Origin of the sequence: Pseudomonas guineae (genome assembly GCF_900113745.1) — a bacterium.
GTDB classification, from domain to species: Bacteria; Pseudomonadota; Gammaproteobacteria; order Pseudomonadales; family Pseudomonadaceae; genus Aquipseudomonas; species Aquipseudomonas guineae.
Genome location: NZ_FOQL01000002.1, coordinates 103346 through 130126, shown reverse-complemented (window position 1 = coordinate 130126; position 26781 = coordinate 103346). Strand labels below are relative to the sequence as shown.

15 protein-coding genes are annotated in these 26781 nt (G+C 54.9%); 7 read left to right on the top strand and 8 right to left on the bottom strand.

Translation table 11 applies throughout. From position 1 onward, the window contains the following. Positions 1 to 172: 172 nt before the first annotated feature. Positions 173 to 9031: a retention module-containing protein gene (locus BMZ32_RS09485; protein ID WP_167376746.1), complete on the bottom strand. Its 8859-nt coding sequence runs from the start codon at positions 9029 to 9031 to the stop codon at positions 173 to 175. Positions 9032 to 9464: 433 nt separating this feature from the next. On the opposite strand from BMZ32_RS09485, the gene BMZ32_RS09480 reads away from it, so the two are divergent. Genes BMZ32_RS09480 through BMZ32_RS09470 form a run of 3 tightly spaced genes read left to right on the top strand, consistent with a single transcriptional unit; the run spans position 9465 to position 14371 of the window. Next, on the top strand, positions 9465 to 10820 hold the full coding sequence (locus tag BMZ32_RS09480; protein WP_090241734.1) for a TolC family outer membrane protein: 1356 nt from the start codon (positions 9465 to 9467) through the stop codon (positions 10818 to 10820). 24 nt (positions 10821 to 10844) lie between these two features. Beyond that, a complete protein-coding gene (locus tag BMZ32_RS09475) occupies positions 10845 to 13004 on the top strand; it encodes a type I secretion system permease/ATPase (RefSeq protein ID WP_208598706.1) in 2160 nt (719 codons plus the stop codon). A gap of 8 nt (positions 13005 to 13012) precedes the next feature. Further along, positions 13013 to 14371 (top strand): HlyD family type I secretion periplasmic adaptor subunit, encoded by a 1359-nt coding sequence (locus BMZ32_RS09470; protein WP_090241732.1) that lies wholly within the window; start codon positions 13013 to 13015, stop codon positions 14369 to 14371. 10 nt (positions 14372 to 14381) lie between these two features. On the opposite strand, the gene BMZ32_RS09465 is transcribed toward BMZ32_RS09470, so the two are convergent. The 5 genes from BMZ32_RS09465 to aceK form a co-directional block, all read right to left on the bottom strand. Continuing rightward, positions 14382 to 15011, bottom strand: coding sequence for a tRNA-uridine aminocarboxypropyltransferase (locus BMZ32_RS09465; RefSeq protein ID WP_090241731.1), 630 nt, complete (start codon positions 15009 to 15011; stop codon positions 14382 to 14384). A 96-nt stretch (positions 15012 to 15107) separates the two neighbouring features. Further along, a complete protein-coding gene (locus BMZ32_RS09460) occupies positions 15108 to 16673 on the bottom strand; it encodes a methyl-accepting chemotaxis protein (protein ID WP_090241730.1) in 1566 nt (521 codons plus the stop codon). A 234-nt stretch (positions 16674 to 16907) separates the two neighbouring features. Then, positions 16908 to 17042, bottom strand: a complete 135-nt coding sequence (locus BMZ32_RS19635) for a PA1414 family protein (RefSeq protein ID WP_279626726.1) — start codon at positions 17040 to 17042, stop codon at positions 16908 to 16910. 99 nt (positions 17043 to 17141) lie between these two features. After that, positions 17142 to 19181: a TonB-dependent receptor family protein gene (locus BMZ32_RS09455; RefSeq protein ID WP_090241729.1), complete on the bottom strand. Its 2040-nt coding sequence runs from the start codon at positions 19179 to 19181 to the stop codon at positions 17142 to 17144. 5 nt (positions 19182 to 19186) lie between these two features. Continuing rightward, positions 19187 to 20917, bottom strand: a complete 1731-nt coding sequence (gene aceK, locus BMZ32_RS09450) for a bifunctional isocitrate dehydrogenase kinase/phosphatase (RefSeq protein WP_090241728.1) — start codon at positions 20915 to 20917, stop codon at positions 19187 to 19189. 200 nt (positions 20918 to 21117) lie between these two features. On the opposite strand from aceK, the gene BMZ32_RS09445 reads away from it, so the two are divergent. Beyond that, positions 21118 to 22020: a DMT family transporter gene (locus BMZ32_RS09445; RefSeq protein WP_090241727.1), complete on the top strand. Its 903-nt coding sequence runs from the start codon at positions 21118 to 21120 to the stop codon at positions 22018 to 22020. Between the two features lie 93 nt (positions 22021 to 22113). Here BMZ32_RS09445 and thrH read toward each other — a convergent pair whose 3' ends face one another. Further along, entirely contained in the window at positions 22114 to 22731 is a 618-nt protein-coding gene (thrH, locus tag BMZ32_RS09440) for a bifunctional phosphoserine phosphatase/homoserine phosphotransferase ThrH (RefSeq protein ID WP_090241726.1), read from the bottom strand. Positions 22732 to 22919: 188 nt separating this feature from the next. On the opposite strand from thrH, the gene BMZ32_RS09435 reads away from it, so the two are divergent. Then, a complete protein-coding gene (locus tag BMZ32_RS09435; RefSeq protein ID WP_090241725.1) occupies positions 22920 to 23654 on the top strand; it encodes a phosphoadenylyl-sulfate reductase in 735 nt (244 codons plus the stop codon). 61 nt (positions 23655 to 23715) lie between these two features. On the opposite strand, the gene BMZ32_RS09430 is transcribed toward BMZ32_RS09435, so the two are convergent. Further along, positions 23716 to 23997 carry a GNAT family N-acetyltransferase gene (locus tag BMZ32_RS09430; protein ID WP_090241724.1) on the bottom strand — a complete coding sequence of 94 codons (282 nt, stop codon included), beginning with the start codon at positions 23995 to 23997 and terminating at the stop codon, positions 23716 to 23718. Between the two features lie 508 nt (positions 23998 to 24505). Between BMZ32_RS09430 and oprI the strand changes: the two genes are divergently transcribed. Both oprI and BMZ32_RS09420 read left to right on the top strand, forming a co-directional pair. Further along, complete coding sequence (oprI, locus tag BMZ32_RS09425) at positions 24506 to 24757, top strand: outer membrane lipoprotei OprI (RefSeq protein WP_090242095.1); 252 nt, start codon at positions 24506 to 24508, stop codon at positions 24755 to 24757. Positions 24758 to 25381: 624 nt separating this feature from the next. Further along, positions 25382 to 26749 (top strand): site-specific integrase, encoded by a 1368-nt coding sequence (locus BMZ32_RS09420; RefSeq protein ID WP_090241723.1) that lies wholly within the window; start codon positions 25382 to 25384, stop codon positions 26747 to 26749. The last annotated feature ends 32 nt before the right edge of the window (positions 26750 to 26781 follow it).

The window sequence follows — 26781 nt, the reverse complement described above, 5'->3', positions numbered from 1 at the left end:
TTGCAGATGTTCACTTGAATAACTAACGCGCACTAAGTATTTAGCTATGAAAAATCAGCCCGAGTCCTCTTCGGTCGCAGGCTGATTTTTAATAGCCCACACAACAGTCGTTCAAGAGCAAGCGGAGTATGTGGGAATAGGCTCCCCGTTTTACCGGCGAGCCTATGCGTTTTTAGGCTGTTTTCAACGCATTGTCGTCCAGCATATTCATGATGACAGTGGCCTCGTCACTACTACTGTAGAGCGTTGAAAGGTTCACATTGTCCAGCATCACCTGCTGCTCTACTGGCCCTGCTGCTACCGTACGGATACTAATAGTTGTGGTGGTGCCCAAGAAAGCAAAGTCCAGGTAATCCTGCAGAACACTCGGATTCGTTCCAACACCCGAAAGTAACTGCGACAAATCCAGGATGTCGGAGTTAACGCCTGCGGTGTCCACATTGAAATCAGTGATGTGATCCACCCCACCGCCCAAACCGCCTTTTTGCCACAGGAAAGTATCTTTACCCGAGCCACCAGTCATGGTGTCAGCACCCAACCCACCAATCAGGATGTCATCACCACCATTGCCGACCAGCGTATCGCTACCGGCACCACCGAACAGCAGGTTGGCACTGTTATTACCAATTAATGTGTCGTTAAAGCCTGAGCCAATCAGGTTCTCGATACTACTGAGGGTGTCGGTCCCTGCCCCGCCGGTATTCTGCGCACTGGCAACACCGAGATTGACAGTTACGGCCGAGGCCGCATCGATATAACTGGCAGTATCAATCCCTGCCCCACCATTCAACGCATCGTTGCCGGCACCACCAGCCAGGATGTCGTTGCCATTACCGCCGTTCAGAGTGTCGTTACCACTCAGACCGATAAGAATGTCATCGCCATCACCGCCATTGAGGGTGTCATCGCTGCCATCACGGCCAAGCAGGATTTCATTGCGGAAGGTGCCTGTCAGTGTGCTGGAATTGGCACTGCGCACAACATCAACAACCGCTGTATCGAGAACAGTGCTGCCGTTAATTGACGCACCGTAGGTGAAACTACCACCGTCGGCGGCGCCACCACTTTCCTCGGTAAATGTGACCGTGGCGCCGGATAAAGTCGCACCGCCATCCACAGCCCCTGTCACATTCAGCACCGACAACAATCCACTACTTGATCCGCTATCGTTGGCAAGCAACGCCCAAGTTGGAATATTGATTACATCATTGCCGCCCTGGGTATTTACATTGGTCAACACCAGATCATCACGAATGACCATTGGGGCAGACCCTGGGTTGATATTAATGTTGAGGCTCGCCAAGGCAGTGGCATCGGCATCGTTATCAATTAGGGTAAAGCCAATGCTCAGGGCAATCGCTGTAGTAATAGTGCTGGGCGGGGTGAAGGTGTAGCCGCCTGTAAGCATGTTCACGGTGATATCGGAGCCAGAGCCCGTAAGCACCTTCAACGAAGTCCCGGTCAGGCTGCCGTTATTGGCACCTCCCGTAGCAACGAACGTATTGGAGGATTTTGAGTAGGTGTAAGTTGTGCCATTAACCAGCAATGTATGGACAAAGCCACCATCACTACCAAAACCACCTCCCGCCGTCAGATTGCCATTGATTGGAGAAGCCTGGGCTGTAGCCACCAAGGTTGCAGTGAGGTCGTTGAAATCATTAACCACTATCGCGTTGGTGTTACTGCCGCCATTGGTGCCATTGTAGGCAATTGGGTTAAGTGCACCGGCATCCACTCCTGAGCCCATACCCAAGGCATAGGCGCGAATATTGTTCGCGGTAAGGAAGTTAATCCACGCCTGCTCTTCGGAGACCCCGCCATTCGAATAAGGTGCCGGCCAACCCGCCGCCGAACCTGCCGCACTGGAGATTCCACCATCACCACTTGGTGCATTGGGGTAACCATCCGAGAGGAAGTAGGCGACATTCTGCACATTGCCGGTGGTAATTTTTCCGCTTTCACCAAACGAGTTGATTGCATCGATCAACGCAGCATCGTAGTTGGTTGAACCGTTATCGGTGGCAGCCAGGATTGCAGCCTTAGCAGCCGATACTGTCAACCAACTGCTGGCGCTCGACGCACTTGAAGAGAAGGTCGTAAAACTGACCTTCACATCGCCCAGCGCATCGTATTGCTCCAGAAGCTCCAGCAAGGCATTTTTGGCGACCTGCAGGCGGTCCATACCGCCTACGCCAGATGAGTTACCCATGCTACCTGACACATCCAAGACGATGATCAAGTTGGTATTGAGATTGGTTTCTGCTTGCCCGTTCTGCACCTGACTAACAGCGCTTGGTGCATCGTCCAAGAAGCTGATGGCATGCCCAAGGTCAATCGAGCTTGTAGCCTGATCGCCATCCTTGTCAGTGATTGTGGCGTTGAGTTTGATCAAGTTGCCTGCCGCCAGGCTAGCCTCCTGATTCGGCCCACTGTTAGGTGTATGGATGATCGAGCTTTGTTGATCCAGGGTAACGGTGCCATTGCCAGCATTCACGGCAACGGTGAAGGAAACTGCCCCTGCCGCACTTCCCACCCGACCGACCACATTGCCTGCCTCTAGAAACAGCAGAATATTGCTACCGGTGAGCGAGTCATCCAGGCCGCTATCCGCACCTGCAGCACTGACATTAAGGCTGTAGACGATGTTGCCAGCGTCATCAGCGCCGTAACTAGATGTAAATGCCCCAGCAAAACTGATGCTGGCATTGCCGGACAGATTGCTTTCATCAACCTGCAGACTATCGGCCGCCACTGCATTGGAGCTAATGCTCGGGCCATCATCTCTGAAGCTGATGGCGCTACCCAGATTGACCGAGGCCGTAGCCGTATCACCATCCTTATCGGTAATAGTGGCGCTCAGTTGCACCAGGTTGGCAGCGGCCAAACTGGATTCCTGATCTGCACCACTGTTGGGGGTATGGATAATCGCCCGCTGTTGATCGAGGGTGACCTGGCCGCTGGCATTCACCGAGACAGTAAAGGACACCGCTCCGGTCGCATTGCCTACGCGCCCAACAACCACCCCAGCCTCGTTAAACAGCAGGATATTACTGCCGGTGGCAGAGTCATCCAGACCACTGTCTACACCTGCAGCACTGACACTCAGGCTGTAGGTGGTAGTACCAGCGCCGTCGGCACCGTAGTGACCACTGAAGGACGCAGCAAAGCTCACGCTGGTATTGATCGACAGATTGGTTTCATCCACCTGCAACGAATCGGCAACGGGCGAGCCGGCACTGATAGTCGGCACATCATTCTCGATATACACCAAGAAATCGCCTAGCAGAGCAACCGGATCGACGCCGTTGCTGGCCAGCAGAATGCTGGCAAAGTTCATCACCAGCAGTTCGTTGTCATCGCTACCGGGGACGGGGTGATCCAGGGGACCACTGAGGGTGAAGGTGTAGTCGCCGTTAGCTTGCACCTGCAGAGTGAAGATGGTCGGGCCTGAGGCGCCTGCTTTGGCGATAAGTGTATTGCCAACCACGCTGTAAACCAGACTAACGCCAGCAGAACTAGCCGTTGGCAGGCCAGCAGTGCTACCCGAGAGACTGAACTGAACACCCGCTGACGAACCCACAACCAGTTCGCCAACATTGCCGGTCGCAACCGTAGTAATTGCATCGTTATCGGTGATACCACCAGGCAACTCATCCTCATCAACCATCGCAATGATCGGACTGGTGTCTTCAACATATACCGTTAGGTTAGCGCTGGATGGATCGCCATCTTTGTCGACGATGGTGTAGGTGAAGGTCTCGGTTTTATCACCGACGACATTTGAGGGCGCTTGATAGGTCCACGCCCCGGTACTGAAGTTGAAGCTAAGCTTGCCGCCTTCAGCCGTGGTGATATTGCTCAGCTGGCTACCGGCAATATTCGGCCCGGAACTCGGATCGATAGTGCCCGCGCCATCCCATACATAGGTAATGCCGTTGATCACGATGGACTGGATGTAACCAGGGCCGTCCGCGCCAAAGGCATCGTCATCACCGCCACCAGCAACGCCGTCACTGCCCAGCAGCACATTGCCGCTAACCAGAGCGCCAATCTGGCCCAACAGGGTGTCGACCAGCCCATTGAAGTCGCCAACCAGAATAGGCGCACCAACGCCATCCAGATCCACATCCTGCAAGCGAGCGGTATTGATGCCATTGCCTACACCGATGGCAGTGACGCTCACACCCACCGGGCCATTAACGAAAGCACTCCAAGCTGTAGCCGTTGCATTGCTCAGCGAGTTGCCACCCGAGCCAGTCTGCTCATTGGGGTTACCGTCACTGATAAAGAACACCTGGTTGCTTGCCCCAGCTACCGGGGTGTAGGCCCCCATGGTTTCCTGAATCGCTGCAGTAAAGTCCGTTTGCCCATTGAACGGACGAGTTCCAGTCTCAGCAGGATTGAGACTGCCAATCAGAGTCGAGAAAGCAGCATAGTCGGTAACAGCGGCGTAGGAAGTCGCCGTGCCGGAGAAGGCCACGACCTTGATCGTCACATCGCCTGTGGTGCCATTGAACAATGCCTGCCCGGCAGCACGTACGGCCTGCAGCATGGTGTTCAGCTCGGTATTATCAATGCTGCCACTGAAATCCAGCACAAAGGCTACATTGAAGTCCTTACCTTGCGAGGCTTGTACTGTGGCAGTGTCGTCTTGGGCTTGCGGGGTGTCATCGTCAATATTGAGCGATAAGGTGCCAGTGGCGCTGTCTCCATCCTTATCAGTCACCTGATAGCTCAGGGTAAAGGCTTGGTTGTTCTCCTGATCAGCCGTGGCATGTTGGATTGGCGCATTTTGGGTAACTGTGTATGCGCCGGTCGATTGATTAAGCGTCACAGTCAAAACGAGGGTAGCTCCCTGCTTGACCAGCAGTGAGCTGCCTGACGTTTGATAGGTGAAGCCGGCTGGAGCACCAGTGGTCAGCCACTGCAGGCTACCCGCACCATCCGCACCGAAGCTGTGGGCCAGCGTGCCGCTGGCGTTGATCGAATCCGCATCGTCACCCACGCCCCCCGGAATGCCGTTGGCCAGAGCATCGTCGTCCAGTTGCACCAGGGCATTCGGTAGCACACTTGGGCCGTCATCTTTGAAACTGATGACTGTACCGATATCAAGGCTGGCGCTGGCCTGATCACCATCCCCATCGGTCACGACGGCATTCAAGCTGATATGCCCCGCGCCCAAGAACTTGGCTTCGTCTGGGTCGCCAGTTGGGTGAACGATGGAGCGAATCTGATCGAGAGTAACGGTGCCTGCCACATCGACGCTCAGGGTAAATACCAATTGGTTTGTGCCAGAGGTGCGGCCTTCAATAACCCCCGCATTGAAGCTGAGGATCACCGCCTGGTTGGTTTCGGTATCGACCAGGCCCGAGTTGGCGTTCTGCACACTCAGGTTGTAGGTCAAGCTTTGCAGACCATCGGCACCCGGTTGCACATTGAACACGCCACTGAAGTTAGCCGTTGCATCAATATGGAAGGCCGATTCATCAACCTGCAGCGCTGAACCCCAGGTGACATTGGCGCTGACATCGTTGTAGTCGTAGTCCGAGGTGAGAGTTTTGTCCTCCCAGTTCTGATTACCCACGCTACCGGTGTCCTGCAAGTGCGAGCCACCAGGGTTCAAGCTGGCATCACTGAACAGCACATTGGCGCCGTCAGCCCCCACTAGTGGCACACCACCCAGATTGGCCTGCCACTGACCCGCGACAAGCTCGAAGGTCACGACAGAGCCATTAGCCAGGCCGGCATTGGCCCCGCCGTTAGGGATGATAAAGAAGCCCGTATTAGCTGGGTCTAGACCACTGAGATCACCCACATCGCCAACAGATTGAGCATGCACATTGGCCCAAATCACTTTGCCGTCTATTGGTGAGCCATCTGGCGCCTTGTTGTAATAGCCATAGGAGTTGCTGAAGCCAGCATCGGAGCCCTGGAAGGTGACAAAGGAGGTCACTCCAATATTCCCGGCCTGAATGGTCGGGGTATCGTCATCAATCGTCACGACCAACGAGCCCGTGGCCGAGTCGTTATCCCCGTCAGTCACCGTGTAGCCGATGTTCAACGTGATATCGTCTTCGGTGCCACTGACCGGATGCATCAGCGGTTGCAACAGATTGATGGTGTAGGCGCCAGAGGCTGGGTCAGTGAGCACCACCGTCAGCAATGCACCGCGGACAGAACTGATGGTCAGGGTATTGGTAGCGGTATCCCAACTGGAGGTGACATTTTCTGTACCCAGCGTCGCCGGGCCACTCAGTGCGATGGACTTAAGACCATCAGCACCGGCATTAAATGCCAAATTTCCACTGGTGCTGGTCGCAGCACCCGCGACATCGCCTGGGCCGCCATTAATGCCGCCGGCAAGGCCTTCATCATCCAGAACGACCGCAGCAACAACACTGCCGCCGGTTGGGCCATCATCTTCAAAGCTAAAGGCACCGGCGGCGCCCAGGTCAATCGAGACACTGTCGCTGTCGCCATCACCGTCGGTGACGGTTTGGGTCAGTAACAGTGCGCCCTCAGCCAAGCTCAACAGCTGGCTGTCATCCGCATTGCTGGTGTCCGCGTGCCAGATATTGTCCAGCAGACCCAGGGTCACCGCGCCGGTAACCGGGTTGATGGTCAGGGTGAAATACGGCACGCCACCGGCGCTGCCGGTGACCACATTGCCCACTTGATTCAGGACGATCTGCTCGCCCTTACCCAGCGGCGCACTCGCGTCCACCGCAAACAAACCACTCGGTACATTGGCACCGCTAAGCGCCAAGCTGTAAACCGTGCCGGCATCACCGGCCGCCGCACCGTCTGCACCAAACACGCTATTAAACTGCGCCTGCACCACCGCAGCGCTCAGCACCGCCGAGGCAACACCATCGGCATAGGCACCGCCCAGGCTCGCCAGGCTTTCATCAACCAATACACGGCCCAGCCCTTCGGACTCCTCACTGAGCTGTGCACGGGGGCCATCATCTTCAAAGCTAAAGGCACCGGCGGCGCCCAGATCAATCGAGACACTGTCGCTGTCGCCATCACCGTCGGTCACGGTTTGGGTCAGTAACAGCGCGCCTTCAGCCAAGCTCAGCAGCTGGCTGTCATCCGCATTGCTGGTGTCCGCGTGCCAGATATTGTCCAGCAGTCCCAGGGTCACCGCGCCGGTAACCGGGTTGATGGTCAGGGTGAAATACGGCACGCCACCGGCGCTGCCGGTGACCACGTTGCCCACTTGATTCAGGACGATCTGCTCGCCCTTACCCAGCGGCGCGCTCGCGTCCACCGCAAACAAACCACTCGGTACATCAGCACCGCTTAGCGCCAAGCTGTACACCGTGCCGGCATCACCCGCCGCCGCACCGTCTGCACCAAACACGCTATTAAACTGCGCTTGCACCACCGCGGCGCTCAACACGGCTGAGGCAACACCATCGGCATAGGCACCGCCCAGGCTCGCCAGGCTTTCATCAACCAATGCACGACCCAACCCTTCGGACTGCTCACTGAGCTGTGCACGGGGGCCATCATCTTCAAAGCTAAATGCACCGGCGGCGCCCAGATCAATCGAGACACTGTCGCTGTCGCCATCACCATCGGTCAGGGTCTGCACTAGTTGCAGCACTCCGGTACCCAGCAGCAGGCTTTGCGCATCGTCATGATTGCCGGTGTTGCTGTGCCAGATATTGTCGAGCAGGTTCAGGGTCACTTCGCCGCTCGCCGGGTCGATGGTCAGGGTGAAGTAGGTGTCGCCACCCACGTTGCCGCTGATCACATTGCCCGACTGGCTCAGCTGAATTTCCACACCCTTGCCGCCCGGCGCTGCTGAATTGACCGCAAACAGACCGCTGCCAACACTTGTGCCGGCACCGGTATTGAGCGCCAGGCTGTACGCCGTACTGCCGCCATCAGCGCCCAGCGCACTGTTGAACTGCGCCTGCACAATAGCGGCGGCTAGGACCGCTTGCGCCACGCCGTCAGTGTAAGCACCACCCAGACTCGGCAGGCTTTCGTCCACCGCTACCTCACCGAAACCTTCAGTCTCGCTATTCACAGCGGCCACTGGGCCGTCGTCATACACCACCACGTTAAGCAATACGGTCGGCGATACATCGCCGTCGTTATCGAACACCCGCACCGGGAAGCTCTCGCCCACCTGATCTGCAGCGCCCGTGGCATTGGGATTAGAGTGGTTCAAGGTGTTAGAGGTTAGGGTGTAGACCCAGTTGCCCGCCGCGTCGAAAACCAGGGTGCCGTACACACCAATGACAGTCCCGCCGCCCTGCACGTTAACCCACACCCCATTGGCGCCTTGGACTTCAAGTGCAGAAACACCGTCAGGGGAGTTTATGACCAGGCTTCCGTAGGTGAACTCGCCATTGCTGGCAGGGTTGGTGCCGCTCCCCAGTGCAGCCTCATCGACTACGGCAGGACCAGCCAGCACACCCGGAGTACCACCCTCGCCATCGGGAGGGCCATCGAAATAGGTAATTTCAATTTCTGGGGAAAAATCTATTGCGGCAGGAGCTGCTAAACCAGCTTCTGGATCCGGAAATTCTGGCCCACTACTCAAGCCTTCGGTGGGAAAACCAATAATCGGCTCGAGCGCACCAGCGGTTTCACCCAAGAGTACAAACGAGTGGCCGCCCCCCGCTGCACCTGGCGCCCCACCAGCACCAGGGCCAGCAGCAGTTGCCTCACCTTCAAGTGTTGGGTCGACACCCGCCTCGATAGCCGCTTGCAACCTTTCGACATCAGTCAGGTCGCTATCGCTGGGCATATCAGCAGGCACTTGCGCGCTAGGTGCAAGTTGATCAGAGCCACCTGCGAGCATCTGCTCGTTAAGGTTCAAGCTGCTTTCACGCCCGAGAGTTAGTAGCTGCCCATTACGCATAGCAACTGAGATAGCTCCAGCGACGCCAGTAACGATTTGCTCCCCTACAAAAACCCGATCGCCTTCACTAAGTGGTCGACGCGTTCCGTCGCCAGCTACTGCATAGACTTCGCCGATAACTTGGCTGACGACACCAATTAAAGTAGCCATGATTCCATCCTCACTACAGCTGCCGACCACCGTCGACACGTATGTCAAAAGGGTCAAAACACACATGAGGGAGAGTAAAAAACGACTGATTAATAATTACGACGTTTTGCTAAAAAACCAAACGACAAAAAAATGCCACCTTGAATCACGCCGCTTTTCGAACCAGAAAACCCCGCCCCTGAATGTATCTGACCATCTGTTCTAAGCCATGCGCGCCACTGGAGGGCGCAAAATACGTGACTTATGAGTACAAACACTGGGCCAAATAACCAAGAGTGCATAAGATTTTTTCCTTATAGGCCTTGTAACGTTTTTATCTTAGCTATGCTGAAAAGTGTTCTTAGCTTTGATCTTATAGAGCGGCAGTAATTTCAAACGAATAAAAGCCATTTTTTTGGCGACAGAATCAAGAGCTCATAAGGAGATGTATTAAATGCGCGCACTCAACCCGTTGTGGAGCAGTATTGTGCTGGCAACGTTGTGTACCCAGGCACAAGGCATCACCTTATCGGAGGCAATCCAAAGCACATTGGATAACCATCCGGAAATCCATGCTGGGGCTAACAGCCGTCTTTCATCGGAGGAAGAAGTCAAGATTGCTAAAGGCGGTTACCTGCCCACCGTTGATCTGCTAATGGGCTACGGACGAGAGAACACCGACAGCCCTAGCACACGAGCGCTAAGCAATCACAACACCGATACGCTGAACTACGGCACCTCAGAGCTGCGACTTCGGCAGATGATTTTTGACGGTTTTAATACACCCAATGAAGTGGAACGCACTAAGGCTGTGGTCAACTCGCGGGCTTATCGCCTGCTCGGCACCTCTGAAAGTCTGGCATTGCGCACCGTCGAGGCGTATCTGGACTTACTGATGCGTCGTGAAATGGTGTCGCTTGCCCGCAACAATCTACAGGCTCACCAACGCATTAATGATCAAATCGGCCTGCGCAGCGAACAAGGCGTGGGCAGCACGGCCGACCTGGATCAATCCGAAGCACGCTTGGCACTGGCAGAAAACAACTTCTATACAGAACAAGTGAACCTGGCCGATGCCGAAGCCAACTTCTTCAGTGCTGTTGGCCGTATGCCAAATGAATTGACCTCTCCCGCTTCGCTGAAAGGCTCATTGCCGGAAACTCTCGCTGAAGCTCGGCAAGCGGTCGAAGGTAACAACCCCTTTTTGAAGTCAGCACAGTCCGATGTGCATGCAGCTGAAAAGCAGTATGAGGTTGCCAAATCGACTTTCTATCCACGCGTTGACCTTGAGCTGGCCACCAATGCCGACAACAACACGCAAGGCGATCAAGGCCATAACAACGGCTGGCGTGCGGCAGTGGTGATGAATTACAACCTGTTCAATGGCATGCGCGACAAAGCGCGCTTGCAATCGACTGCCTATCAGATCAATGAGTCGATGGACATCCGCAACAATGCGCTGCGCGTACTCAATGAGAACCTCTCGCTGGCGTGGAATGCCATGGAGAACGCCCGCCTGCAAACACCTAAAGCGCGCGACTACGCCGACTACACATCGAAGGTTCGCGGAGCCTACCAGCAACAGTTCGGCCTGGGCCAACGCACCCTGCTCGACCTGCTGGACAGTGAAAACGAGCTGTTTACCGCTAACCGACGCTACAGCGAAGTTCGCTTTAGCGAAGAGTTCTCCATGTACCGGGTATCCGCCGCAATGGGCGACTTGTTGCGCCAGCAGCAAGTAGTAGTACCAGCAGAAGCCGTCGCCCTCACCGAAGTAAAGAGCGAGGCACGCCTGCCGGAAATGAAGTAGAACCGCCATAAGGAGTAGTAACCCTTGACCAGCATGGAGCGGCCAGAATCATCCAGCGATCCGCGTCTAAATCACGATGATCCGCTGCTTGATGGTTTATTGATTCTCTGCAAACTCCACGGCTGCTCAGCCAGTCGTGGCAGCTTGAGTGCAGGCCTGCCGCTACCAGAGCAGCGCCTGACAGCAGCGCTTTTACCCCGCGCTGCAGCGCGTGCTGGCTTGCAAGGCCGCCTACTGCACCGTGACCTGTCGAGTATTTCGCCCCTTAATCTGCCAGTACTGCTGCTCTTGAAAACCGGCCGTAGCGCTGTATTGCGCCAATGGGGGCCTGATAATCAGGCGCAGATCCTGCCTTGCGAAGCCGACGGCGGCGAGCAGTGGGTCAGTCGAGAGCAACTAGCCAGCGAGTACAGCGGGCAAGCCTTCTTTGCCCGCCCACGCCATGAACTGGAAGAAACGCGTTCGCCCCTCATTCCACGTATAGAAGCCTGGTTTCGTGACACGCTGAAACTGTCACGTTGGCTTTATACAGATGCAATCCTTGCCAGCTTGCTGATCAACCTACTCGGTCTAATGGTGCCGCTGTTTGTCATGCAGACCTATGACCGCGTAGTGCCTAACCAAGCCACCTCGACACTCTGGGTGCTGGCCATCGGTTTATTTATTGGCATGGGTTTCGAGTTACTGCTGAAAATTCTGCGCGCGCACCTGCTTGATACGGCGGGCAAGAAAACTGATGTGGTGTTGTCGGCCACATTGTTCGAACGCATTACGGGCATGTCGATGACTGCCCGCCCGGCTACGATCGGCGGTTTTGCCCAAAGCATTCATGATTTCCAGGGCCTACGTGAGTTTCTAACGGCAGTCACCCTAACCAGTCTGATCGATTTGCCCTTCTCATTTCTGATGATTACGGTGATTTGGCTAATCGGCGGCTGGTTAGTTGTCATTCCCTTACTCGCGTTCCCAATCACTGCCCTCTTCGCCTTTATTGTTCAGGCCCGCTTACGCGACACGGTTGAAAAGAGCCTGCAGCTGGCGTCACAGCGTCAAGCGCTGCTAATCGAAACCCTCGGAGGTCTGGAAACCCTGAAAGCCTGTGGCGCCGAGAGTGAACGCCAGCATCAGTGGGAAAAAACTCACGGCGCGCTCACCCGCCTAGACATTCACGCGCGTTCACTGGCCGCAATCGCCACTAATGGCACACTGTTTCTACAGCAATTCGCCGGAATGGCCACAATCGTCGCGGGGGTCTACATCATCATCGCCGGCCAACTCAGCGTCGGCGCGCTGGTGGCCTGTTACATGCTGGGTAGCCGCATCCTTGCGCCTCTTGGGCAGATTGCCGGGCTGATAACCCGCTACCAACAAGCGCGCTTAACCATGACCAGTACCGACGCGCTGATGGCTTTGCCACAGGAACGTCAGTCCAAGCAACGCCCACTGGACCGCACGCAACTGCAGGGCGCACTGGATATACGTGATGTCACCTTCAGCTACCCCGGCCAGAGTAACCCGGCGCTTGCGGGGATAAGTCTGCGTATGAATGCTGGAGAACGCGTCGGTATCATTGGCCGCAGCGGCTCAGGTAAGAGCACGCTAGCGCGTTTATTGATGGCCTTTTATAGCCCTGACAAAGGCCAGATCCTGCTGGACAACCTAGATCTGCGTCAGCTCGACGTAGCTGACTTGCGCCATCAGATTGGGTACGTCGCTCATGATCTACCGCTACTGGCTGGCAGCCTGCGCGATAATCTGACGCTTGGCGCACGTTATGTCAGCGATGCACGGATGCTCGAAGTTGCAGAACTAACTGGCGTTGTCGACCTCGCTCGGCAGCACCCGCAAGGTTTCGATCGCCCCGTCGGCGAGCGTGGCCAGCTGCTATCAGGTGGCCAACGCCAGGCGGTTCTTCTGGCCCGCGCGCTGTTACTTGACCCACCTATTCTGCTGCTCGATGAACCCACCAGCGCGATGGATAACACCAGTGAGGAAATCCTGCGCAACCGCCTACAGACCTGGGCACAAGGCAAGACCATGCTGTTGATCACTCATCGCGCGTCCATGCTCAGCCTCGTAGACCGGCTGGTGGTGTTGGACAACGGCCATATTGTTGCTGACGGTCCCAAAGAAGCAGTCATCGAAGCGCTACGCAAAGGTCGAGTTGGCCCCGCAGCGGTATAGGAGCGCTCATGCAAATAAACCATTCGATCAGCCAATACTTCGCCAGCATGCGCCAGCGTAAGCAAGACACCGAGTTTATGCCGGAAGTCGACGGGGCCATTCTCGAAGACTCGCCCTGGTTCACTCGCATCACTGTGTGGGTGGTCTGCGCATGCTTGATAACGGCGCTGATCTGGGCCAATTTTGCCGTACTGGAGGAAGTCACTACGGGCGAAGGCAAAGCCATACCCTCTAGCAAAATTCAGGTTATTCAGAACTTGGAAGGCGGCATCGTCAGCGAGATATTTGTTCGTGAAGGTCAGATCGTTGAACAAGGCGCAGTGCTATTACGTCTAGATGACACGCGCTATCTTTCCAATCGCGGCGAAGCTGAAGCCGACCGCCTAGCGCTGGTAGCGCGGGTCGAGCGTTTAACTGCAGAAGCAGAAGGCCGGCCGATCAGCATGCCGGAGGAAATTTTACGCCTAGCCCCACAATTAGCTGAAGATGAACTGGCTGTTTATCAGTCTCGACAAGACCGACTACAAAGTGAGCAGCGCACTTTGGGAGAGCAACTGCGGCAAAAAACCCAGGAGCTTGCCGAGTTCCGCGCAAAATCTCAGCAATATCGCTCCAGCACAGGCTTGCTGCAGCAGGAGCTAAATATGTCGCAGCCCCTGGTTGCAGCCGGTGCAATTTCCCAAGTGGAAATCCTCCGCTTACGCCGCGGCTTGGTAGAAGTGCGCGGTTCTCTGAATGCCACCAACTTGGCTATACCCAGAGCCGAATCGGCGATGGATGAAATCAAAAGCAAGATTGAAGAGTCGGAACTCAGCTTTCGCTCTGACGCCTTCAAGGAGCTCAATGAAATTCGCACAGAGCTGCAGAAAATCACCGCCAGTAGCGTGGCGATTGATGATCGCGTCACCCGTACGACCGTAGTATCACCTGTGCGCGGCATCATCAATCAGCTCAAGGTCAATACTATTGGTGGCGTGGTGCAGCCTGGCAGCGACATGCTGGAAATCGTCCCCTTAGATGACAGCCTGCTGATCGAGGCCAAGGTACGGCCGCAGGATGTCGCTTTTCTCCACCCGGGGCAGAAAGCCATGGTCAAGTTCACCGCCTACGACTACACCATCTATGGCGGCCTCAAGGCCAACCTTGAGCTGATAAGCGCTGACACCATTACCGATGAGGAAGGCAACAGCTTCTACCTAATTCAAGTACGCACTGACAAGAGCCATTTAGGTAGCGACAAGCACCCGCTGCTGATCATCCCCGGCATGGTCGCCAACGTGGACATTATTACCGGCGAGAAAAGCGTTCTCGACTATCTGCTCAAACCTGTACTCAAAGCGCGCTCAGAAGCCATGCGCGAACGCTAAAAAACGCAACCTAACCATCGGTTGCGCCAGGTAAAGCATCTGGCTGCCCGTGGTTACGCTGATAAACCTGCTCACCCATTGCCTCAATCTGCCCGCCAATTAAGGATTCAAACGGGGCGAGCAAGGCATCGAAACGAGTGGGAGCTTCTACTTCGTTGAGCGCTTCGACAATCGCCTCAATGGTTGATAACGCACCCACCATCGGTGCTTTGCGCAGGCGATAGCGCGACTGCAGCCCCTCTGGTGGAACTACCCAGGGCAGGGCCGCCAATGCTGGGTTCAGGTGCAAGAGCTTACGCGCTTTGCGCCAAGTGCCGTCGGGCACGACCAACAGCAGCGGCAACTCACTGAGTTGCGCAGCAAACTGCATCACGGGTTGTGCCTTCTCACCAGGAAACAATAAGCACGCACGATATCCGGGTTGTTGCAACAATACCGGGAGTGCCTCAAACACTTCACCAACCAGCAACTCAGCATTGCTCAAACCAAGTACAGCCAACCGCGCGGTATTCAGCGCATGCTTAACCTCACTCGGATGCTGCAGAATCAGCACTCGAGTGCTGCTCGGTAGGCTCGGGATAAGCGCACAAAGACAGCGCTCGGATGGACGGGTACATCGTGGGCATTGCGCGCGCGGCATGGGTTTCTCCTCAGTCACGCAGTTTGCCATACCCCATAGAAAATCGGCCTGCCTCATGTATGAGGCAGGCCGATAATCATGCAGTCAAACCCTCACTCAGCGGTTGAAGCGCTCCGCTAAGCTGTGCAGATAATCAGCCATGTCTTCCAACTCCTGACCAAGCGTCGCCCCCTGATGCGCCTGCTCGGCACTGCGGTCAGAGAGCTGGGCAATCTGCGTAATCTGCCGGCTGATATCTTCCGCCACATGGGTCTGCTCTTCGGAGGCCGAGGCCATCTGCTGGCTCATGCTGGTAATCCGGCTGACAGCCGCGCTGATGCCATCCAATGCGCTGCGCACAGACTCCACGCTCTCGACACTCTGCTTGGAAATGGCTTCACCTTTGCCCGCAGTGACCACTGCACGCTCGGCACCCGCACGCAGCGAAGAGATGATCTGGTGGATCTGCTCAGTCGACTCTCGCGTGCGTGAGGCCAGCGAACGCACTTCATCGGCCACCACGGCAAAGCCGCGCCCTTGCTCACCGGCACGCGCCGCTTCGATTGCAGCGTTAAGCGCCAACAGGTTGGTCTGTTCGGCAATCGAGGTGATCACATCAGCCACGCTACCGATTGACTGGGTTGAGTTGGCTAGATCATTGACCGCCTGGCCAATATCCACCACGGCTTTGGCCATGTGATGCATGGAATCCAGGCTACCGCCGGCCAACTGTAGACCTTGTTTGGCCAGACGATCCGCCTCTTCGGCGGCATGCGAAGTGCTCTGTACGTTGTGCGTGACTTCCTGAATGGTGGCGGCCATTTCGTTGATAGCCGTCGCCGACTGATCCGTCTCACTGCGCTGCTGATCAAGCATTTTCGCACTAGAGCGCGACAGGTCAGCCGAGCGTGAGGCATGCTTTTTGACATTGTTACCCGCATCCTCAATACGCGTCAGCGCCGTCTGTAAGCGTGCTTCTTCACTGATCATAGCCATATCAAGCAAGGCTTGCGCGCCGCGGTTGTCGGTATAGGTCAAGGCAACCAGTGCACTGATAAACGCCTTCGGATGTTCGGCAAGAGTCTGCCTGATCAAACGGCGCTTAGCGGATAACTGATAGGAGCTAAGGCCAAACATGACGATAAAAATAATGATCCACAACCAAGGGCCACTGAGTACAAATTGTGCACCGAGAATAAACAGGCCGGCCAGAATCAGCGGCCATGACTGGATAATATCGAGCGTCCAGTATTCCAATTTTGGCACCGGTGGCTTGCCTTCACGCAAACGCGCATAAAGCTTTTCAGCCCGACGTTTCTGCGCCTCATCGGGCAAAGAGCGCACCGATTCATAACCTGCAACGCGGCCATTTTCATAGATTGGTGTGACATAGGCGCTAACCCAGTAGTAGTCACCGTTTTTCGAGCGATTCTTGACGATACCCATCCATGGCTTGCCCTGTTTGATGGTCTCCCACATGTGACCAAACACGGCAGGAGGCATATCAGGATGACGCACCAAATTATGCGGCTGGCCGATCAACTCTTCCCGAGTGAAACCACTGACTTCCACAAAAGCATCGTTGCAGTAGCTGATATTACTGTTTAGGTCGGTGGTAGAAATAAGACGTTCATGCCCCGGAAAGGTTTTTTCCCGTTGCGTCACTGGAAGGTTTTGGCGCATCTGAGTTATCCCTGTCTGAGCTTTTTCCGTAACTAAAGATGAAGGTCTAGCACAGCAGTAGCAACACGCTAGCAAATCCTTGCTTGAATAATTCAGTAATAGCTAAAACAAAGCTCCGCATTGCGCAGAGTCAGCCAGGCACAACAAATAATCGAGTGTAAAGATCAGTAGCCTATGTACAACCGTGGCTACTGATCTAACGAGTTAGACATTCAGGTAAACAGCGCGGGCGTATTAGCCACGCCGGCGGTCTGCAGGCTGAGCTACAGGTTTATCGCTGCGGATGGGAATAGGTTGCAATGTTGGCTTCTCAAGCAGGCCAAGGGCACTCAACAGGTCTAGCAGGGCTTGCTGCAACTTGGCGTTCATAAAACACCCTCCTACCAAGGTTATTGAACAGTGGCTTGTGTATCTGCTTTTAGCTTAGTCCATACGGGCTGAGCCTGTCGCCCGCTGCACTGTTACACGCTAAAACAGCACGCGTAAGCCCGCATAGAGCGTTCGCCCGGGCCCAGGCTCAAAATAGCGAGCGTTAGCATCGTTGATCCGCACGTTATCGAAGTACGCGCGCGCCAGCATGTTATCAATGCCTAGATAAGGCTCCAGGCTTTGCTCGCCAAGCTGCATGCGCGTGCCAACACGTAGGTTGAACAGGGCATAACCAGGCGCGGACTGCGTATTAGCGTCATTGGCATACACCCGCGCTTGCGCCGTAACACCCAGGCGTACGTAGCCACCTTGATGCTCATAAGCCAGTTCACTGAAAAGGGTTTGTCTCGGAATACCGGGACTATGCCTACCGGCTAAATCGCCCGCAGTCGCTTCATACTCGATAAAACGGTAGCGGTTGTAGGCATAGCCCACGGACCAGCGCCAGGCATCGGCAAGCTGCCAGTCAAGGCTCAACTCCAAGCCATCACGACGCGACTCACCAGCATTGCGATAAAAATTACGCCCTGGCTGGGCCGGCAAGCTGAACGCCACCAGTTCATCATCAAGATCGATTCGGTATAACGCAAGAGCATAGCGCAGCGAGGGCCATTCGCCTTTGATGCCCAGCTCACGGCTGAACGCCTGGGCAGGCTGCAACGCGCTATTGAAGCCGCCGCCTTGAGGGTTACCGAGTTCGCTGATGGTTGGCGTTTCAAAGGAGCTGGCCAGCCGCGCATATAGCGATTGTTGCGGGGTAAAGCGATAACTCAGACCGGCGCTGTAGTTCCAGTCCTCCAGTCTGCGCGAGCCTGAATCATTGCGGTTATCGGCCAGATAGAAGTCATCAACCGCCAGGCGTACTTGGTCATAACGCAGGCCAAAGGTAGCTTGCCACTTCTTAGTCAGGTCGAGCTGATCCTCAATAAACAGCCCCTGGCTAAGCGCCGCTTCATCCTGCTGCTGACGCGACTGCCCGCGCTCACCGAACAGATTGTCATATCGCCTGCGATCATCACGCTGCGCCTCGAGGTCAAACCCTGTGGTGATTTTATGTGGTACGCCGATCAACTCGCGATAATGGCTGTACTGCCCGCCTACTCCACCGAAATATCGATCGAAGGTTGTCTGCCCACTCGTGGTAAACCCTAACCGATTACCGAATTCACGGTGGCCCCAGTAGCTGCGCAGCTGATACTGATCGGCTCCAGCAGCATAGCCATCCCAAACTAAGCCCAGGCGCTGTTGACGAATATATTCATCGGCGTCAAATCGCAGATTATTCGGCGCAGCTTGCCGGCGGTCTGCGTCAACTTGAGTCGCCGTCAAACCGCCGGGGTCTTCGGCGCGGTTATCGATCGCATTGAAATTCAAGCGTAAGCGCCCTGCAGGGGCATACCAGTTCAGTTTGCCGGTCAGACTGTTGGTCTGCGCTCGGCCGTGCTCACGATATCCGTCTAAATGGGTGCTATTAAAGGCCAGCAGCCCACCCACGTTGCCGTGGCTACCTCCGATTTCGCCACGTGTACGTTGATAGCCAAGACCCGCAGCGCTAAGGTCAAGCTGCATTGAGGGTAAAACCGATGGTTCGCGAGTTTCGATCGCCAGGACTCCACCGGCAGCATTGCCGTAGAGCACCGAGGCAGGCCCACGTAAAACCTCCATGCGCTCAACCAAACCAAGGTCGAGGCCGTCGAGTTCGGTTTGCCCATCTGGCATGGTTAAGGGCACACCATCGACTAGCACTCGGATACCGCGCACACCGAAATTGCCGCGCGCGCCGAAGCCACGAATCGACGGACGTAGGCCCTGAGCCAAGTTGTAACGGTTGAGGCTGAACACGCCCGGCACGCGCGCTAACCAGGTATCCAGGGCGAGGTTCTGCTCACCCGGTGCAGTGCCCGCCTCAACCACTGTCACCGCCGCCGGCGTACTCAACCAACGCGCGTTACTGCGTGGGCTGGTGATGATTAGTGGAGCCAATTCGACAGCTGTATTGTCAATCTCGGCCGCCAGTAATACGCGACTATCCACCAGCAGCCACAGGCCGGAAGCAACTAAACCAAGCGGCAGACGCATGCAGCTCAATACTCCCGGCCGGCTTGATCTTTGCGTCGATAGGGGAACACGTCGATCACCTTGCCCGCACGAATTGCCTCCTGCAGGCTTTTCCAGTAATCGGCGTCATACAGCTCCCCATGCAGTTCATTGAACAGCTTGCGCTGCTGCATATTGGCAAACAGAAACGGCGGGAACTCTTCAGGGAACACATCCATCGGTGCAATCGAATACCAAGGCTCGGAGGACATTTCATCTTCCGGGTAGCGTGCTTGAGGTATACGACGGAAGTTGGCTTCAGTAAGAAAACAGATTTCGTCATAGTCATAGAACACCACACGGCCATGACGGGTCACGCCAAAGTTTTTCAACAGCATGTCGCCGGGGAATATATTCGCTGCGGCCAACTGCTTAATGGCCAGACCGTAGTCATCCAGCGCTTCACGCACCTGAGCCTCACTGCCACTTTCCACATATAAATTCAGCGGCGTCATGCGCCGCTCGGTCCAGCAATGGCGCACCAGCACGGTGTCGCCATTAACCTCGACGGTCGACGGTGCGACCTCTAGCAACTCGGCCAGGCACTCCGGATCAAACTTGCTCAACGGAAAGCGAAAGTCGGCAAATTCCTGGGTATCGGCCATGCGCCCGACCCGGTCGACCGTTTTCACTAGGCGATACTTCTCGACCACCGTGTTGCGGTCGACGTTTTTCGACGGTGAGAAACGGTCCTTGATGATCTTGAAGACGGTGTTGAAGCCCGGCAGGGTAAATACGCTCATGACCATGCCACGGACACCGGGGGCCATGACAAATTTGTCATCCGTAGTCGCCAGGTGGTCGATCAAGGAGCGGTAGAACTCCGACTTACCGTGTTTGTAGAAGCCGATCGAGGTGTACAACTCGGCAATGTGCTTGCCCGGCAAAATGCGCTTGAGGAAGCCGACGAACTCCGCCGGGTAACCGACCCGCACCATGAAATAGGAACGAGTAAAAGAGAAAATGATCGACACTTCCGCCTCGTCGGTGATCAGCGCATCGGCCTGGATGCCCTGCCCTTCGCGGTGCAACAGCGGAATCACCAGCGGCCATTGCTCATCACAGGTGTAGATACGCCCCACCAGGTACGCACCCTTGTTGCGATACAGGCGTGAAGCAAACAGCTCAATGCGCAGATCAGGGTCCTTGCACACCCAGTCCGGCAGGCTTTGCCGCAATTGCTTGAGCAGCCGGCTTAAGTCGCGCTCCAGGTTTTCGTAGCCAACCTCAAAACTGAAATCCTCGAAGATCTGCCGCAAAGCCTGCTCGACATCGCCCTTAGGTTCGTACAAGCGGGTTTGCGGGGTACGTGCATTAACCCGCAGTGCCGGGCGGGTGGTGTGGATAAACATGCAGCCGTCATTGATCTGGTCATGGCTGAACAACCCGCAGAAAATCGAGTTGAACCACGTTTCCGCTAACTCATCGTCATCGCGCAGGTTAATCAACGCGATATAGGCCGACTTAACCAGTGGCCACTGCTCCACCTCCAGCAATACCTCGGCCGCATAAGCCTCGCGCAACTGCCGACTCACCGTGCTCACGCACTTTTCATACAGGGCAATGCGTGCCGCCGATGCATCCTGAATTTCCTGCCACAGAGCCTGTTCAAATCGCACGCGTGCGCCGTTGGTGATCTGGCGAAACTGCTCACGATAATCGTCAAAGCCTTCGAGGATAAACGCAGCTATCGCGCTGGCCGGCCATTGCTGTGGCATAAACGAACCCCTACAGGTGAATGCGGACAATTCCTCGAGCTTATCCAGTGACCGCGCCAAGTAAAAGCCGGCATTGAATGGATACAGGCTTATCTACAACGAAATATTGCCAATCAGTCGCCTGGAACGCGCATTTCGAATTGCCTTGGCACACCAGCCCGGCAACACTGCTCGACTTTTTAACTGCCGTGGAGCCCGTTGTGCGCCTTGTCGACCTGATGCGTCTGCTGTTGCTTGCTGCTATCTGGGGTGCAAGCTTTCTGTTTATGCGCATCGTTGCGCCTGTGCTCGGCAGCATGCCGACTGCTTTTTTCCGCGCCAGCCTGGGCATGCTTGGGCTGCTGGCGATTCTGCTGCTGATGCGGGTGCGCTGGGACTTCAACGGCAAGCTCAAGCACTGCCTGATTTTGGGAGTAATTAACGCAGGTCTGCCTTCTGCCATGTACTGCATGGCAGCACTGGTATTGCCCGCCGGTTATTCGGCCATCTTCAATGCCACCACACCGATGATGGGCGTGTTGATCGGCATGCTGTTCTTTGCTGAAGCCATGACCCTTAGCAAGGCCGCCGGGGTTGCGATTGGCCTATTCGGGGTCGCCGTGCTGACCCGCACCGGTCCAGTCGAGTTTGATTTGACCCTACTACTCGGCGCAGGTGCCTGCCTGATCGCGACTGTCTGCTATGGTTTTGCCGGCTTTCTTACACGGCGCTGGATCGGCATGCAGGGCGGCCTGGATAACCGTTTGACCGCCTTTGCCAGCCTGTGTGGCGCCAGCCTGTTCCTGCTGCCGCTGTTCGGCAGCGCCCTAGTTATTCAACCGCCTGCCAACTGGGGTGGGCTCGACGTCTGGCTGCCCTTGGCTGGTCTGGGCTTTATCTGTACGGCGCTCGCCTACGTGTTGTACTTCCGCCTACTAAGTGATGTTGGTCCGATCAAGGCCAGCACCACGACTTTTCTAATCCCGCCCTTCGGCGTGCTGTGGGGCGCACTGTTATTGGATGAGCCACTGTCCTGGGCCTATCTGTACGGTGGCGTGTTGATTGCGATCGCCCTGTGGCTAGTGGTACGCCCCACCACAAGCGCTCAACCTGATCGCAGCTGAAAACAAAACACCCTGCGCGAATCAAGTCCACGCAGGGTGCTGGGATAACTCTCTGAAGAACCCGCGAATACCGGGTTTTCAATCATCTATTGATTACAGGCTCAGCTGGCGATTGGACGCTTTGAGGAACTCGCCCTTGAGCTCTGCAAACGTGTGCACAGCCGGAAACTGTGGGAACTCACGGATCACATTGTCCGGGGCATGGAACAAAATGCCGGCATGAGCCTCACTAAGCATGGTGGTGTCGTTGTAAGAGTCACCCGCTGCAATGACCCGGTAATACAGGCTCTTGAAGGCAAGTACCGACTGACGCTTGGGGTCCTTCTGTCGCAGTTGGTAATCCACCACGCGATCGGTTTCATCCGTGATCAGCTTGTGGCACAACAGCGTCGGGAAACCCAGCTGACGCATCAACGGCTGGGAGAACTCATAGAAAGTGTCCGAAAGAATCACCACCTGAAAGCGCTCTCGCAGCCAATTCACAAACTCCACTGCGCCGTCTAAAGGTTTGAGTGTGGCAATCACTTCCTGGATGTCGGACAGCTTCAAGCCGTGCTCATCCAGAATGCGCAGACGCTGTTTCATCAGCACGTCATAGTCCGGAATATCCCGGGTAGTCGCCTTCAGCGATTCGATGCCAGTTTTTTCCGCGAAAGCGATCCAGATTTCCGGGACCAGCACGCCTTCCAGGTCGAGACACGCGATTTCCACAGGACACTCCTAGCTTGGATTTATTTGAGAGGCGGCACTCTAGCGGCTCCCCCAGCGCTCTGCAACGCAGAGCCTTATACCCAAATGACAGGTCTACTGAGGTACTTCGTTATTTAGTCGCATAACTTGCTTTTGCTACCATCACGGCACAAGACGCTCGACGTCACCCTAACTAGGAATTAAGCCCGATGAGCCTTCCCTTCGACGTAGCCGAACTGGCGACGAGCTACGCCAACAAGTCGCCACAAGAGATTCTCCAACTCGCCTTCGAACACTTCGGTGATGAACTGTGGTTGTCCTTCAGCGGCGCGGAAGACGTGGTGCTGGTCGATATGGCCTGGAAACTCAACAAAAACGTCAAAGTATTCAGCCTCGACACCGGCCGCCTGCATCCGGAAACCTATCGCTTTATCGACCAGGTGCGTGAGCACTATGGCATCAGCATCGACGTACTTTCTCCCGAGGCCACGGCACTGGAGTCCCTCGTCAAGGAAAAGGGCCTTTTCAGCTTCTACAAGGACGGTCATGGTGAGTGCTGTGGCATCCGTAAAACCGCCCCACTACGCCGCAAACTCGCCACGGTAAAAGCCTGGGCCACCGGCCAGCGACGCGATCAAAGCCCTGGTACACGCAGCCAGGTTGCAGCGGTCGAAATCGATGCGGCCTTTTCCACAGCAGACAACACACTGTACAAGTTCAACCCGCTGGCACAGATGAGCAGTGAAGATATCTGGGCCTATATCCGCATGCTGGAACTGCCTTATAACAGCCTGCATGAGCGCGGCTTTATCAGCATCGGCTGCGAACCTTGCACTCGCCCTGTGCTGCCGAATCAGCATGAACGCGAAGGCCGCTGGTGGTGGGAAGAAGCCACACAGAAAGAGTGCGGCTTGCATGCCGGCAACCTGATCGCCAAGACCTGATAGTCGACACAGATATAAAAAAGGCCAGTCACTAACTGGCCCTCTTCATTACCCAAATCACTTAGCTTTTATCCGCCTGGCCCTGTTGGCGCTGCATGTAACGCTCTACATAGGAGCAAGAGGGAATCACCGTGTAGCCCAGGCGATCAGCATACTGCAGTGCATGCTCGGTCAAAGCTGCCGCGATGCCTCGCCCCCGCAACGAGTTAGGAACAAAGGTGCGGTAGATATCCAGCGTTTGTTTGCCAAGATCCATGTAAGCCAGATATGCCCGATCACCATCCACTGTGGTCTCGAATTGATGGCCTACTAAGTCATGGTGAATGGACAACGCCTCGCTCATCGTAACTCCTCTGTTCACTCGTGTAACCCGCTCGTTGCTTTTGCAGCAAGAGGGTTACAACATCTCTTACCTATCTAAGTTGTAGGCGATTTCCACGAGCTTATCAGGCCACAACCTGCTAGGTCACGTGAATCAACGACTTAGATCATACAGAGAAGCATTTGGCTATGTGCCAAACCCAGCCATTGCATCTACCCGCACTCTAATTAGCCTTCACCGCATTTCAGCAGTTCATAAGTCGGAGCAATACCGGAAATTGCTTACCGGATATTTTTCAACGACTGCGGTCGCAAAACGTCGGTGATTACTGTGTAAGGAATGGACAACCACTCTCAGTTGATTATTTTTTAAGCAATCGATGGTGAGTTTTGCAGCAATCAGAAAAAAACTTTGCGCCTTGCCTTGACTCCATTTACTTACTACAAGTTATAGGTACTATGTACGCCGGCTAATTTCCTACTATCAGGAAATTGCTTTTATGGAAAACCTCCACCTCAAGGGGAACACGATGAACAACGTTCTGAAATTCTCTGCTCTGGCATTAGCCGCAGTTCTGGCTACCGGTTGCAGCAGCATGTCCAAAGAAACTGAAGCCCGTCTGACTGCAACTGAAGATGCAGCTGCTCGCGCTCAAGCCCGTGCCGACGAAGCTTACCGTAAGGCTGATGACGCTATGGCTGCTGCTCAGAAGGCTCAGCAAACTGCTGACGAAGCCAATGAGCGCGCTCTGCGTATGCTGGAAAAAGCCAGCCGCAAGTAATAGCTCGCAAGGCTATGAAAAGCCGACCCAGTTTCTGGGTCGGCTTTTTTATGGGTATCCGTTAACTGTCGTAAACCCACATTGAAACGTGCATTTATTAGGCAGTGCTTTTATGGCTGGGCAAAGGCTTCGCAACGCCTGTCGCGGCAAGCGCATAGTGTCGGCCGGAGACACCATTGGCTGCATGCCGGCATAAAAACGGCCAACTGCATAGTCAGACTAATTGCTGGACTGACCGTAAAAAGGATGTCCGATACTGCAGCATCAGCAAGACCTCCACCCGCTCAACCAACTTACGATGGCCAAAGTAGACGATTCAGCAGCAGGTGTAAAACTTGGAGAAGTTACGCAAAAGTCACGCGTATGAAAAAGCCCGGACCTTTCGGAACCGGGCTAAGTCATTCAATTATATGGTCGGGACGGAGTGATTCGAACACTCGACCCCTAGCACCCCATAAAGGTGAATTTATGCGCTATGCGTTCCTAATAAGTCCAAAAAATGAGCTAAGCCCTAGTTAATTCAGGCTTTATAGCTGTTTAGTAGTCCAATCGCATGCTATAGAATCCTAACAAAGCCTATGAGAAACGGTGACCATACGGTGACCAGCATGGCGAGAGGATCCAATGACCACAATTACCGACAAGCAAATGGGAGCTAAAGCAGAAAAGCCGAGCTGGCTAATTGAGGACGCACCACGTGGTTGCGGTCGATTCATGGCCAGACTACGCCCCAACGGAGAGCGCCACTTTTACTTTCGGTACACGAACTCAAATAGCGAGCGCGTCTTCCTTCCACTCGGGACCTATGACTCCGCTGGGATAGATGGTCTAACCCTTAAGGAAGCACGCGTAAAGGCCGGGGAGCTATCCAGACTTTATCAAAGCGGTGCCCGTGACCTTAGGGAACACATCCAAGCTGAAGAATATGCACGAACAACTGCCTTGGAGGCAGAACAGGCCCGCCTAGCCACAGAGAAAGCGGGCATAGAAGCAGAGCACGCCAGACAGCTTGCACGAAAAACGGTCACTGATCTGTTTGAACACTGGGCCAAGGTCGACCTCATTAACCGTAAAGATGGAGGCGCCGAGGTACGTCGAATGTTTCAGAAAGACGTACTACCCGTCCTAGGCGAAATGGCCGTAGGTGATGTTAAGAAGGGACATATCACTGAGGTCACGGACACAATGCTAGCTCGAGGAGTCAACCGGGCAGCAAAGATAGCCTTTTCCCTTATGCGGCAAATGTTCAGGTTTGCAGTAGATCGCGACCTGATTGAATACGACCCGACCGCAAGCATTCGTAAAGCCAAAATAGGCGGTAAAGATATTGAGCGCGACAGAATTCTGAGTGAGGAGGAAATCCGCTTACTAGCAAAACTTGTCCCGGAAGCAGGTCTGCTTCCCTCGACAGACGCTGCAATCTGGATTGCATTATCCACCTGCTGCCGCATCGGCGAGTTGATGAATGCCCGCTGGGAAAACGTCGACCTAACTCACAGAAATTGGTGGATTCCTGCAGAAAACAGTAAAAACGGCAAAGCCCACAACATCGTTCTTTCTGAGTTCTCGTTGAAGCAATTCAAACGCCTCCAAGCACTGAACTCCAAAAGCGAATGGTGCTACCCGAACACCAGAAATAGCGGACCTGTTTGCACAAAAACCGTAACCAAACAATTAAGCGATAGACAACGCCAAACAGACCAAAAAATTATGAGCAACCGAAGTTCTAAATCTCAGTCACTCATCCTGAAAGCAGGGAAATGGACACCTCATGATCTTAGGAGAACAGGAGCAACAACAATGACAGCCCTAGGGGTATTACCTGAAGTTGCCGAAAGGTGCCTCAACCATACGGAGGAGAACAAGGTAAAGAGAACTTACCAAAGACATAGTTACAAAAAGGAAATGACAGATGCATGGAATAAACTTGGGGCACGCCTCGACTACCTAATAAGTAACACCGGCCAAATACAACCCCAAGACCATGATTAGAGAAAACAGACAAAGACATAAATATTAATAAA